General features: G+C 62.5%; 12 protein-coding genes. 4 read left to right on the forward strand and 8 right to left on the reverse strand.

Features of this window, described 5'->3' with window-relative positions; all coding sequences use genetic code 11:
- Positions 1-169 precede the first annotated feature (169 nt).
- From FGL98_RS23660 to FGL98_RS23675, 4 genes are all read right to left on the reverse strand, one after another.
- On the reverse strand, positions 170-688 hold the full coding sequence (locus FGL98_RS23660) for a (2Fe-2S)-binding protein (protein WP_146321144.1): 519 nt from the start codon (positions 686-688) through the stop codon (positions 170-172).
- Positions 685-1572, reverse strand: coding sequence for an FAD binding domain-containing protein (locus FGL98_RS23665; RefSeq protein WP_146321146.1), 888 nt, complete (start codon positions 1570-1572; stop codon positions 685-687). Before FGL98_RS23665 ends, FGL98_RS23660 begins: the two co-directional genes overlap by 4 nt.
- 354 nt (positions 1573-1926) lie before the next feature.
- Complete coding sequence (locus FGL98_RS23670; RefSeq protein ID WP_222432384.1) at positions 1927-2604, reverse strand: DsbA family oxidoreductase; 678 nt, start codon at positions 2602-2604, stop codon at positions 1927-1929.
- Between the two features lie 302 nt (positions 2605-2906).
- Positions 2907-5261 carry a xanthine dehydrogenase family protein molybdopterin-binding subunit gene (locus tag FGL98_RS23675; protein WP_146321149.1) on the reverse strand — a complete coding sequence of 785 codons (2355 nt, stop codon included), beginning with the start codon at positions 5259-5261 and terminating at the stop codon, positions 2907-2909.
- A 245-nt stretch (positions 5262-5506) separates the two neighbouring features.
- Between FGL98_RS23675 and FGL98_RS23680 the strand changes: the two genes are divergently transcribed.
- The 4 genes from FGL98_RS23680 (at position 5507) to FGL98_RS25995 (ending at position 8136) form a co-directional block, all read left to right on the forward strand.
- Positions 5507-6577 (forward strand): alpha/beta hydrolase family protein, encoded by a 1071-nt coding sequence (locus FGL98_RS23680; RefSeq protein ID WP_222432385.1) that lies wholly within the window; start codon positions 5507-5509, stop codon positions 6575-6577.
- 85 nt (positions 6578-6662) lie between these two features.
- Positions 6663-7013 carry a cupin domain-containing protein gene (locus tag FGL98_RS23685; protein ID WP_146321151.1) on the forward strand — a complete coding sequence of 117 codons (351 nt, stop codon included), beginning with the start codon at positions 6663-6665 and terminating at the stop codon, positions 7011-7013.
- Between the two features lie 293 nt (positions 7014-7306).
- Entirely contained in the window at positions 7307-7846 is a 540-nt protein-coding gene (locus FGL98_RS25990; protein WP_246136714.1) for an IS110 family transposase, read from the forward strand.
- A 125-nt stretch (positions 7847-7971) separates the two neighbouring features.
- Positions 7972-8136 carry a hypothetical protein gene (locus tag FGL98_RS25995; RefSeq protein WP_222432387.1) on the forward strand — a complete coding sequence of 55 codons (165 nt, stop codon included), beginning with the start codon at positions 7972-7974 and terminating at the stop codon, positions 8134-8136.
- Positions 8137-8785: 649 nt separating this feature from the next.
- Here FGL98_RS25995 and FGL98_RS23695 read toward each other — a convergent pair.
- The 4 genes from FGL98_RS23695 to FGL98_RS23710 all read right to left on the reverse strand — a co-directional run.
- Entirely contained in the window at positions 8786-9604 is an 819-nt protein-coding gene (locus FGL98_RS23695) for a carbon-nitrogen family hydrolase (RefSeq protein WP_146321153.1), read from the reverse strand.
- Positions 9601-12030: a xanthine dehydrogenase family protein molybdopterin-binding subunit gene (locus FGL98_RS23700; protein ID WP_146321155.1), complete on the reverse strand. Its 2430-nt coding sequence runs from the start codon at positions 12028-12030 to the stop codon at positions 9601-9603. The genes FGL98_RS23695 and FGL98_RS23700 overlap by 4 nt, the downstream gene beginning before the upstream one ends.
- Complete coding sequence (locus tag FGL98_RS23705) at positions 12030-12542, reverse strand: (2Fe-2S)-binding protein (protein WP_146321158.1); 513 nt, start codon at positions 12540-12542, stop codon at positions 12030-12032. Before FGL98_RS23705 ends, FGL98_RS23700 begins: the two co-directional genes overlap by 1 nt.
- 1 nt (position 12543) lies before the next feature.
- Positions 12544-13238 (reverse strand): FAD binding domain-containing protein (locus tag FGL98_RS23710; RefSeq protein ID WP_146321160.1); only part of this gene is annotated, 695 nt, incomplete at its 5' end.

The following is a 13238-nucleotide window of genomic DNA, read 5'->3' on the forward strand; positions in this document are numbered from 1 at the left end:
TTGAAAGTGCCTGTCCTGTAGAGATCCTGAGTTGTCGCAAACCCAAGTATCTCTTACAGCACAGGCACTTTCACGTCCCCCGACCGCGCGTCACACCTCAACCCGTGAAAGACGCAGGCTAGGTTCCCCCTCAGCCTCGAATCACATCATTCGCACGCTGGCTTGGACGTCAGCCGAGCGGACTGTCACCCGGCGCCGGGCCCGTCGCTGGTGCATCCTCGGCAAGCTGCGCGGCTTGATCCAACGCCATCCGTGCGGCTTCGACGATCTGCTGATAGCCGGTGCACCGACACAGGTTCCCGGAGATCGTTTCGCGGATCTCCTCGTCACTCAACCGACGTCCGGCGTTGTAGACCGGAAGAAGGGTCATGAGAAAGCCAGGTGTGCAGAAGCCGCACTGCAGGCCGTGGCAGGCGGTAAACGCCTCTTGGAGGCCGTGCAGATTGGTGTCGGACGCGAGACCGTCAACGGTTGTCAGTCGCCTGCCGTCGACCTGCACCGCCAGCGTGGTGCAGGACCGGATCGGCTCGCCATCGAGCAACACGGTGCAGCTCCCACAGACTCCGTGCTCGCAACCGACATTGGTACCGGTGAGACCGATCGTGTGACGCAGGAAATCCGAAAGGAGCATGCGCGGCTCGATGTCGTGCTCGTACTGTTCACCGTTGACGATGACGCGAGTCTTCATACCGCTTCTCTCCCTGTGTGGACAGTTGAAAGATCGAACGCTTGGTGGAGTGCACGCCGCAACGACTCCGCCACGACGGCCCGTCGATAGCGCGAGGTTCCATGAACATCGTCCGCTGGGGCAATCGAACTTGCTGCTCTGGCGACGGCGCTCGCGACTGCCGCCGCATCGACCCAACGGCCTACCAGCTCTTGGTCTAGACCCTCGGCGAGCGTAGGCCCCGGCCCGGCAGAAATGAGGCCGGCTCGCGCCGAGGTGCACCTTCCGTCATCGTCGAGACGGACGCTGACTGCGGCACCCCCGATAGCGTAGTCCCCTTTTCGGCGTGCAAACTCGTAGAAGCCCCAGCGCATGTGCGCATCTGACACCGGTATGGCCAAGGTGACGAGCAGCTCTCCATGATCGAGCGCGGTCTGGAAGTGGGATCCGAAGAAGTCGGCGGCTGCGATCCGACGCTCGCCGGCTTGAGAGCGCGTCACGATCGTAGCGTCGAGGGCGAGGAGCGCTGCCGGGAACTCTGCCGCTGCGTCACTGTGGGCTATCGCTCCACCAATGGTCCCGCGGTTTCGGATCTGCGGATGCGCAACCCAGGTCGCGGCCGCCGCGAGAAGTGGAGCAGCCGTATGGATGACGGGGTCGTGCTCGACCTCGACGTGGCGGGCCAGAGCGCCGATAGCGAGAACCTCGTCGGAGCACCGCACAGCCCGCAGTTGGGCGATGTGTGAGATATCGATGAGCATTGTGGGGCTGGCGAAGCGCATGCTCAGTAGAGGGATGAGACTCTGCCCTCCTGCCAGCACCTTGGCATCCTCGTTAGCCTCCAGAAGCTCAATCGCGTGCTCTACCGATGCAGCGACGACATAGTCGAACTGCGGTGGCTTCACGATTGCGCCCCACGGCTTCGCCCATGGTTGGGCCCGCTTGCGCTGGTCGGGCTAACGCTTCTCATGCGAGAGAACCCTCCTTTGGATGTTCACATCAGTTTGTCGCGTGGCTCACTTGCCGGGTACTACGCGAACCGTCAAAATTCACAGCATCTTCGTCGCCAAGTGACAATTGGCTGTAGCCCTGCCCGTGTTGGCGAGGCGCCGACGGGTCGTTCCCCTTCCCGACATATCAGGCCGAGGTTCCGCGGTTGATCGGGGCGTTCGGGGTGTCGGGATCGTGTTTGTGCCGATCGGCGACCCAAGGGGTGTCGCGGAGTCGCGCCCACCGGCCCGGACACGTCTGCTCCTTCTTTAGCGCTCGACCAGATCGAGCAATGTGTCGGCCCACGTAGGATCGTAATGGTCGAACCGCACGAAGCCCTCCCCTGGAGGCGCGGTCCAGTGGTAATCGACACCTGGGTTGTGCGCTTCGTACCTGTCACCGAGGAAGAAGTGGGGGCTTCCCTTTACCAGCGGACTGTCTGCGATGTGCCAGTCAGAGAATACCGTTGCATGTCCTTGACCCTGTTCGAGCGCGTGTTCGAGCGCGGGCAGGTTGATGGACGGGCACATCGACGCGGCCTTCAAGATCTCCGCATGCACGCTGATACAGCGGCCACGCTCATAGAACGCGCGTCTGAGGCTGCTGTCGAGCTCGTTGCTTGCGCGGAGGCCTCCGACTCCCAAGTCCTTTGCTGCCTGCACCGCTCCCATGGCTGGCAGAGTTGAAACAACATACTCGGCTTCTGACCCAATCCACTGACGCCAGTGCAGCGCCGGCACGAGGCCAGCGATCGCCGTCACCTCCACATCGATGATTCCTTTTGGGGTGGCGCGTTTGTTGAACAGCTCGAGCGGAAACGCACGGTGGTCAACCAGGACATCAACGTCCCTCTCCCTGGCGCGCGACAACAGCGTGTGAAGTCCTAGCGACGCCCATGGGCAGCCGATATCTGACCATACCGTGACCACGCCGCGGTCAGGGCTCACGAGTCGGGGGTCGTGGACCTGCTTGCCTGTCACACTCACTAGAACGTCTCCTCTATCGGTGGTCGTTCGTGAGCCGGCCAGGCGACGTACTTCCGTCGACTCACAATTCGGCCTTCGTAAAGCTTGGTGCCGCTCGAGATAAACCCGGGCGGCCATTCGACACCTTCGGCCCGGAACTGCTCGACCGACGCGCGGACGACGGTGATTCCTCTCAGAAACGGCTGGTCAGCGACCTACTCCGCCATGTCTCCAGCCGCATGTACGCGCGTCTAGATCTGCACTACTGACACCCGCTCAGCGGACTAGACATCGGCGTCAGGATTAGCTCGGCGCCATAGGTTCTCCGGGGTAACCGGTACCTTTGTGGTCTGGACACTATCCCGGAAGGCATCGTCAATTGCTCCGGCGACAGCCGCACCCACTGCGATGAGGCCCACTTCGCCAAGCCCCTTTGCTCCGAAGGGGTTGTTGGGGGTTGGCGCGTCCTCAGTCATGAAGAACTCGATGTCCGGGACGTTCTGTGCGCCGGGCAGCAAATAGTCCATAAACGAGGTCGCCAGGGGTTGACCGGATTCGTCGTAGCTGAACTCCTCGAACAGCGCTCCGCCGATGCCTTGGGCCGCTGCTCCGATCACCTGACCTCGGGTCGTCATAGGATTGATCGCACAACCTGCTTCGGTGCTCGTGAGGAACCGCCGGAGTGTGTGCCCACCGGTTGCAGGGTCGACCTCGATCTGAACGAGAGTGACACCGTAGGGGTAGTTCATGTGCGCGTCGACGTATACGGCCTTGGCGCCCAGCCCCGGCTCGTCACCGGCAAGACGAGCGGACCATCCGTCCCACTGTGCTGCGATCTCTCCTAAGCTACAACCTTGGTTCGTCGCACCAATGACCACAATGCGGCCGTCCTCCAAAACGAGGTCCTCGACGTTGGCTTCCAGCATCGTCGCTGCCAAGCGCTTTGCCTTCTCGATCGTGTCCAGCGCTGCCTGTCGGGCGGCACCACCCGCCAACACCGTCGACCGGCTCGACCAGGACCCCACACCCTCGGGGACCAGCTCGGTGTCGCCGTGCACGACGTCGATGAGATCGGGGTCGATCTGCAGCTCCTCCCCCACTATCTGGGCCAGTACCGTCTCGATTCCCTGGCCCATTGACGAGGCACCAGTGCGGACTCGGACTCGACCCGATTCATCGACGTCCACGGCGCCCGTCTCGTACATTCCGAGCCCGGCCTTGTCCATCAAGATGCCTATCCCGTTGCCGACGAGACGGCCCTGGGCGCGAAGCTCAATCGCCTCCGATTCCCACGCCGAGAAGTCGGTCGATGCAAGCGTCTTCTCCAAGTGGTCGACCACATCCCCGGAGTCGAAGTGGTACGGCTCGAAGCAGATGTCCATGCCGGGTTCAAACGGTAGGTCGGTGTGCGTTAACAAATTGCGGCGACGGATCTCCACTCGTGAGATATCGAGCTCATCGGCGGCCTGATCGAGGAGGCGCTCTCGGGCGAATGTGCATTCGTACCGCCCGGGCGCACGGTACGCCCCAGAGGGCGTCTTGTTTGTCACCACCGCATGCAGGACGCCCTTGTAGGAAGGAACCCGGTAGGGCCCTGGCACCATACCAACAGTGATGTCGCTGCAGAGCGGTTCCGCCTGACGAAGGAAGGCTCCGTGGTTGACCCAGATTTCATCCGTCAGCGCGAGAATCCTTCCCTCGGAGTCGAAAGCGGCAGCCAATTCATGGATCTGTTCGCGGGCGTGCGAGGTCGCGACCATGTGCTCAAGACGATCTTCGGTCCACTTGACTGGGCGACCGAGGCGCAACGCTGCCCAACCGACCATGATGTACTCAGGAAACACTCCGCCCTTAACACCGAAGTTGCCCCCGATGTCGGCGTGCTTCATACGCAGGTCCGCGAGCGGCAGCCCCAGTACCTTGGCGATCAGCCGCTGGCAGTCGTGTGTATGGACTGGACCCCACATGAACAACTGCTTGCGTCCGCGGTCCGGCTCCGCAACACAGCCCCGGGTCTCCATTGGTACCCCCGAGTGGCGGCCTACGTCGTAGCGGCCCCTCACAACGTGCGCTGCTTGCGAGATCGCTTGCTCGACGTCGCCGTACGTTTTTTCGATGCGCACAGCCTCGTTGGCGAGACCCACGAACAGCGGATCGGTGGCCTCTGCCATCGCCTCCTGTGGGTCGAGCACGGGAGCCAGGTGATCGTAGGTGATGGCAACCAGGTTGGCGGCGTCCTCCGCGAGGTACGGCGTATCAGCGACGACCGCCGCGACGGGCTGCCCAACGTAACGAACTCGGTCCGAGGCGAACACAGGGTGGCGGTAGTCGTCAATCTGCGGGTATACCTCGTGGTAGCCGATGTCCTCGAGCGGTACGACCGCGGAGATGTCATCCGCGGTCATGACAAGGCGAACTCCGGGGGCTCGACGTGCCTCCTCGACGTCGACCGACAGGATCCGAGCGTGCGCCTCACTCGATCTCACCACGCTCAGGAAGACCTGTCCGTACACGTCGACGTCGTCAACGTACGTCGCCTCCCCTCGAAGTAGGCGCGGATCCTCACGTCGTCGTCGTGGCTGTCCTATGTACCGCTTCGCCGATGCGCCCAGCCCTCCGGAGGCTCCAGGTCTACTCACCGCTTGTCCTTACTGTGTTGTCTGCATGCTCCGAGCCCACAGTGTCTCGCAGCTGAACCACTCACCGATGCTCCATGCACGGAAAAGCTCTCTGCCGGATGAGCAGAATCTGTAAATATCGAGCCAGCGGCGACGCAATACTCGGTGGGCGTCAAAGAGTCCGCTCGGATTCGCGGATCATGTAGACCGTGTTTCGCTGGTTAGTCGGGAAGATGCTAGAACGCACGCCAACAGATGGAGAAGAGATGCCGACCGTGACCCAGCAAACGCCGACACCTGAACAGGAGATGCTGAACTGGGGCCGCCTACTGATGGACGGCCTCCCATTCGCCGATCTGATCGCGGCACGCGACCGCGACCCCGGGATTACCTGGTTTGACTTCTGGATGAGTCGGGCCGACAGCTACGAGACTATGGGTGAGGCCGCCATCGCTGACGGTCACGCTCACACCGCCGGCTACTGGTTTTGGGTCGGCTCGATGGCCGCGCAGTATGCCCAGTTCCTCTGGTTCGATGAACGCCGGCAGGAGGGCCAGCTCCGGAAAGCCACTCTGTATCATCGCGCGGCGCCGCTGCTAAACCCCCCGGCTGCCCGCGTCGACTTGCCCATCGACGACACCACGATCATTGGTTATCTCCGCGTCCCCACCGACGCGGAGCGGCCTGTGCCGTGCGCTGTGCTCCTCGGCGGGCTTGAGAGCACCAAGGAGGAGAGTTATCTATTCGAAAACCTCCTCCTCGAGCGGGGTATCGCCACCTTCACGTTCGACGGGCCGGGTCAGGGCGAAATGCTCCAAGACGTTGCGCTGTCTGACGACTATGACCGGTACGCCTCCCGTGTTCTCGACCACCTCGTCACGCTTACCGACACTCTCGCAAGTGACCGGATCGGCGTGTTGGGCCGCAGTCTCGGGGGCCACTATGCCCTCCGCTCGGCTGCGAAGGACAACCGGTTCCGCGCCTGTGTGTCCTGGGGGGGCTTCGTGCAGATGGACGACTGGGACTTCGAGTACCCGATGACCAAACAGAGCTGGAAGTACGTGACCAATTCACCCGATCTGGAAACGGCACAGATCCGTGTCCGTAACGCCATAGATGTGCGCCCAGTGCTTGCCGGGCTCACCTGTCCCACTTACATCCTCCATGGGGCGAAGGATGAGACACCCATCACCGAGGTGGACCAAGTCAAGGAATACGCCACCAACGCGCAGCTCGTCATCGACATCGAGCCTGAAGGTGACCACTGCTGCCACAACCTTGGTCCGGCTCCGCGCCTCCGGATGGCCGATTGGCTTGCCACCGAATTGACTCGATGATCCCCGTACCCCTGCCGTTCTTATGGCCGGAGCGCACCTGCCCTCCCTGCGGTGTCATGCAGCCACACTAATCGAAAGGTTAATCATGAACGAGATCAAAGCCGTCGAGTCCGCTACGGTCGACTTGGAGACGTGGCAGCCTGACGGCGTCACCATCCTTGAAGGCGAGCCCGCCGGCCGCGGCTTCACGCTCTACGAGGACTTCGCGAATGGTGCCAGAGGTACCGGTGTTTTCGAGTGCGAGCCCTCGAAAACAACATACAAGCTCGAATTCAACGAGATCATCTACGTGCTCGAGGGCAAGGTGACCATCGAGTTGCAGAACGGCTCCAAGGTCAACCTGACTCCAGGAATGCAGGCGTTCCTACCTGCCGGTCACATTTCCACCTGGACCTTCCACACCAAGTTCCGCGAAGTGTGGGTCCTCGCCGATTGACTCTATTTGTTGTCAGCCTTCTTGTGCCCTGGGGGGCGCGTCGTGCCGACGTGAAAATGGGGGTGGGTCGCCCGCGACGCCGACGCTTCCTTGGTAGTTCAGCCCCCGCTAGTCAGTCTGGCGCTGGGAAGGGTCGCGCACTGTTGCTTCGAGCACTCGGACCAGAGTTTCGGTTTCCTGACCGAGGGCCCCAGGCGTCCCATGTCCAGTTACTGATAGCCCAGGAGGTTCCCGAGTGAGTCGTGAACCAGAACAGATCGACGTCGCGGATGACGGTGAGGAGCTTGACATTGGTGTATCGCGTCGCCACGATCGACGTCGCCAAGGCCTCGGGGATGGTCTGCACCAGGGCGCCGCATCCCCCGAAAAACGGGCGTCGCGGCACCAAGGGATGGGAGGTCAAGGCGACCACCACCGCGATCATGGAACTGGCCGACATGCTGGCCACCCAGCACATCGAGCGGGTGGTGGTGGAATCGACGTCAGACTACTGGCGGCCGTTCGTCTACCTGCTCCAAGCCCGCGAGCTGCTGGTCTGGCTGGTCAACGCCCATGGCGTGAAGAACGTCCCGGGCAGACCCGAAACCCCCAAGCTCGACAGTGTGGGGTTGGCCAAGCTCAACGAGCGCGGCATGCTGCGACCCAGCGTCATCCCGCCGGTGCAGATCCGGCAGCTGAGCGACTACACCCGGCTGCGAGTCGACCTGACCACCGACCGTGCCCGGCACAAGCAGCGCATCGAGAAGCTGCCCGAAGACAGCCTGATCAAGCTGTCTGACTCGTCGCCACCGACATCTCCGGCAAGTCCGGCCGGGCAATGCTCGACGCACTGATCGCCGGCGAACGCGACCCGGAAGCCCTCGCCGAGCTGGCCCTGGGCAACCTGTGACCCAAACGGGCAGCACTCAAAGAAGCCCTGACCGGACGCTTCGACGAGCACCACGCCGAGCTGATCGACATGCTGCTGGAAGAGATCGACGCCCTGACGGCCAAGATCCACGCGCTGACCGCGCGGGCCACGCAGCTGATCGAGGACATCCCCGCTGCTGCGGCGCCACCGGGTAGCACCGACCCGGCCGATTCGGCGACCCGAACCGCTTCCCGTTGTCGCACGCCTCGATGAGATCACCGGCGTCGGTCTGCTCGCCGCGCAGACCATCATCGCCGAAGTCGGTTTGAACATGGGCCAATTCCCGACCGCCGGGTGTTACCGGCGCCCGGTCAAACGCCGCGGCAAGATCAAAGCATCCGTCGCGGTTGCCCGATCGATCCTGGTCATCGTGTGGCGCCTGCTCGCCAACCCGACCGCCCGCTTCCACGAGTCACGACCGACTTCTACACGCGTTCGATCCACACCGAGCGCCGCACGCGCAACCTCATGCACCAACTCGAAGTCCTCGGCCATCACGTGACCATCACCCCCACCTAACAGCAGCGACCACCGGCCAGCCACGCGCTGGCCGTCCATGCCGCACGCTCCTATCAGCCGCAGTACCAGTCCTTTTCGGGCGTCGCACCGTCGCGCAACGCTCCGCGACCGCAGCAGGTCGTCGTCGACGCGCTCGGCCTGCCCGAGTGCGCCCGTCTCTTCGACTTCACCGTCCGTACCACCGACTGACCCAGTACGCGCCGACAGCGGTACATAACAACACGACCCCAAGGTTCTCACACACGTTTACGCAGACCACAGGCCGTGTCCGACGAATCGTGTTTCCACCATCCGCGGAAGTCCGGCCAGGGGCGAGGCCGTTGCCTCTGCTGCGCCGAACGAACTAGAGTCTCCGGTCGTCGAGGACGGGGAAGTCGGCTCGTACACGTTGGACCATGTCGAGGTCGAGCTGAGCAGTGAGAACGCCCTCGTCGCAACCGAGTTCAGCGATGACCTCACCGGTGGGAGCCACGATCTGGCTGTGCCCACCCATTTCCAAACCGCTGTGCGTTCCCGCAGTGTTGCACTGCAACATCCAGCACTGGTTCTCCAGTGCACGCGCGCGTCCGAGGAGTTGCCAATGCTCCACTCTGGGCATCGGCCATGCCGCCGGTAGCAAAACCAGCTCAGCGCCACGTTCGCCAAGTTTACGGAACATCTCTGGAAAGCGCAGATCGTAACAGGTGGCCAAACCAGCACGGGTCGACTCGGTGCCCCAGTCGAGGTCGGTGAGGGCGAGCTCATGACCCGCTTCCAGCAGGCGCGGCTCCCCTTCTCCGAATCCGAAGCGGTGGATCTTGCGGTACGTCGTGTGTACGTGCCCCTCGGGGGACAAAAGCACCGAGGTGTTCCAGAGCCCGCGGTCCTCGGGACCGCGGGCTGACCCTTCGTCGGCCTTCTCAATGATCGAGCCCGCATGTATCCATGTGTGCATTTTCCTGGCGACGCTGGACAACTGCGCCACCGTGGCGCCGTCCAGCAGCTCGGCCGTGCTCGTCCATGAACTTGAAGCGAACCCGCCATGCGCCCACAACTCGGGTAGGACGATCAGATCTGGGCGTTCGACCTCGCGGATCCACTCACATACCCGACCGACACGATCAGCAAGGCTCTCATCATCCCCATACCCAATTTGGAACAGCGCAACGTCGACACGGGTCACTTGGGTCTGTCCTCTCCCACGGCTTCGGCGGTCGGCGCGCTTGTCGTGATAACACCACCCGCCATAGCAGCAAGGACTTTTTCCGGCGTCAACGGAAGGTCGCGCAGAACTACTCCGAACGGGCTCAGCGCATCGTTGACGGCGTTCAGGACTGCGGCGGGGGCGGCGATCAAACCTGACTCTCCCATCCCCTTGACGCCGGCAGCCGAGTGCTTTGAGGGCGTCTCAATGTGGTGGATGACGAACGGCGGGACGACGTCCATCGTTGGCAGCCCATAGTCGAGGAACGTGGTAGTCAGCAACTGGCCACTCTCATCGTAGGCGAGTTCCTCGAAGGCCGAGGCGCCAATGCCTTGCACCACGCCGCCGCGGATCTGCCCTTCGACGATATTGGGGTTGATGACAGTGCCGCAGTCCTCCACTGAGTAGACATTCTCGAATCGGATGAAGCCGGTCTCGGGGTCGAGCTCGACGACGATTGCATGGGCTCCGTTGCTGAACATCGCCCTCGAGGTGTCGTATGCCTGCGTGGCCTCGAGTGAGGGCTCAAAGTCATCGGGCCATGAGTCGATATCGAAGTAGATCGCGGTCGCAACGTCGGCCACAGATACGGAGGAGCTGGAGACACCCTTGATCATGGCCTGCCCGTCGACCAATTCAATATCGTCTGGCGATGCCTCAAGCATACTGGCGGCGACGGCCCGCACCTTCTCCCGAATCACGCCAGCCGCACGGGCTACGGCACCGCTCGCAATAACGGCGCCCCGACTGCCTAAAGTGCCTGAGCCGTAGGCGTGCGCCGTGGATCGGGCTGTGTCCACGCTGACATCCTCGACGTTGATCCCCAGCGTGTCCGCCGCCATCTGCGCGACGGTAGTCGCGAGACCCTGACCCTGTGCGGACAGCCCGATGGCGACGTTGGCAGTGCCATTGGGGCCGAGACGAACTGTGGCGGTGTCGTGGTAAACGTCGCCGAGGCCGTGCTCTAGGCTTGTTGCTGTGCTCTCGCCGCTGCTTTCTACGAAGACGCTGAGTCCCAGGCCGAGGTACCGGCCCTTCTTGCGCAGTTCGGACTGGCGCTGCAGGAAGGCCGGATAGTCAACCATCTGCTCGACGACATCTATCGACTCCAGCCAACTGCCCTCGTCGTACACGATCCCTTGAGGGTTCGTCCACGGAAACTCACGCACGACGTTCAGTCGTCTGAAGTCAAAGGGCGAGAGCCCCAGCGCCCGAGCGGCGTCATCGGCAAGACACTCACGCGCGAGTGTCCCGGCCATGTAGCCGACCCCTCGATAGGCGCCGACAGGGGTCTTGTTGGTGGCCACAGCGGTGTAGGTGTATTCGGCCGTCGGTGCGGCATAGATGCCAGTCGGTGTCATCACGACCGCGCACCACGGCTCCACCGCCATTGTCCAGGGCGGCGCGTGATAGGCGCCGCCGTCGCCCAGAGCGTGGGTACGGACACCGGTAATGCGACCGTCGTTGTCAAGGGCGTAGGCGATATCGATGAACTGCTCGTGCGCGTGAGCGGCAGCCATCAGATTCTCGCGACGGTCCTCGATCCACTTGACCGGGCAGTCGACCTCACGAGACAGAAGAGGAAGTATCAACTCCTCCGGATAGACGTGTGCTTTCTGCCCGAAACCTCCGCCTGTGTCAGGAGTGATGACCTCGACGTCCTGCTCGGCAAAGCCGAGATAGGCAGTGAGCATGTATCGCAGGAAGTGCGGCATCTGCGTGTTAGACCACACCTGCACGGACTTAGATGCCCATCCATACTTGGCAATGACTCCGCGGGTCTCCATGGGCGACGCCGAGACGCGGCCGGTGTAGTAGCGCCCCTCGACGACCTTATCTGCGCGCTCGAAGGCCCCGGCGACGTCACCGAAGGACCCGCCTCCCTTCAAGCCGAGATTGTTTGGCAACTGCGAGTTGGCGACGTTCAGTACGGCTAGGGATGCGTGTGCGTCCGTGACTGCCGGCAGCTCCTCGAACTCCCAGTCGATCAGTTCACACGCATCTTCGGCGGCATACCGCGATTCCGCTACGACCACCGCGATCGGCTCACCGACGTAGACCACCTCTCCCCTGGCAAGAAGTGGCATCGTCGTGGGATTGCATCCCTCGACAGCGAATTCGCCGACGATGCCTTCACAGAACGGCAGCACATCGTCGCCGGACCACGCGAGGTGGACCCCCTCGCAGTCCCGGACCCCCGAAAGATCCATGTGAGTGATACGCGCGTGGGCGACCGGACTTCGCACGAACGCAACGTGCAACTGTCCAGGCAAGTCGATGTCAGCGATGAACTCGCCACGACCACTGAGCAATCGTGGGTCTTCCGAACGCAAGACCCGCGAGCCGACTGAGCGAGCAGCGATGACTGGAGTCGTCATGTGCTGGTGCGTCTTAATTGTCTGCATCAGTCATCCTCCGTACTGCTCGAGTCATGAACGCTCTCGGCAGCGGCTTGCTCAATGGCCGCGATGATGGTCTGGTACCCGGTGCACCGGCACAGTGACCCGGATACGGTATCGACAATGTCACCTCGAGTCGGATGTGGATTCTCCTCAAGCAGCGCTGATGCACTCATGAGGATGCCTGCCGTACAAAATCCGCACTGGAGGCCGTGCTGCTCACGGAATGCCTGCTGGAGGGGGCTCAGATCGTGCCCATCGCTCAGACTTTCCACTGTGCGGACTTGATCGCCGTTGGCCTGGACGGCCAAGGTCAGGCAGGACCGGGCGGGCGAATCGTTGAGGAGGACGGTACACGCTCCACAGACGCCGTGCTCACAGCCGAGCTTGGTGCCTGAAAGGTGGGCATCGTCGCGGATAAAGTCGGCGAGCGTTTTGCGGACTTCGATGTTCGCCCGGTAAGTCCGTCCGTTGATCGACATCGAGACGTCCATGCGCTCTTCGGGAGTGTCAGACACATCAGGCTCCGTTCTTGAGTTCGACCACGGCGCGGCGGACTAACGAGCCGACCAGCTTCCGCCGGTAGTCGCTGCTTCCATGAATGTCCGAAATCGGGGTAACCGCCTTGGAGGCCACTGCAGCGGCCTCCTCCGCCAGCGCAGCCGTCAAGGGTACCCCTACTAGAATACGTTCCACCGACGCCAGCCGGGTCACGGAACTCACCGCCGCACCCACACTGATCCGAAGATCGGTAAGTACGCCATCACGAGGCGTTCCCGTGGCGGCAATGAGTGCGAGTCCGTAGTCGCCCGCTTTGAGAGCGGCCTCCTGAAACGACCACGCGGTCCTCATAGTCGGCACAGTCACGTGCGTTAAAATCTCGTCGGAGGACATAGTCGAAGTGAATGGCCCATCGAAGAAGTCGTCTGCTGCGATCGTTCGATCTCCGTGAGGCCCTGTGACATGCATGGTCGCACCAAGGGCTAAGAGGACCGTTGGCCACTCCCCAGATGGATCGGCATGTGCCATGCTGCCGCCGAGAGTGCCGCGTGTTCGAATCTGCGCATGCGCGATATGCCGTGCCGACGTGGGCAGGATGGGTACCCGGTCAGTAAGTGTGGCGGAGCGTTCGATCTCGCGGTGGGTTACACGTGCGCCGATCTGTATCTCGTTGCCGCGATCTTTGATCCCGGTCAGGCCTGGCACGTACTGCA

The sequence above is a fragment of the Leekyejoonella antrihumi genome, from assembly GCF_007845645.1.
Taxonomy (GTDB): Bacteria; Actinomycetota; Actinomycetes; order Actinomycetales; family Dermatophilaceae; genus Leekyejoonella; species Leekyejoonella antrihumi.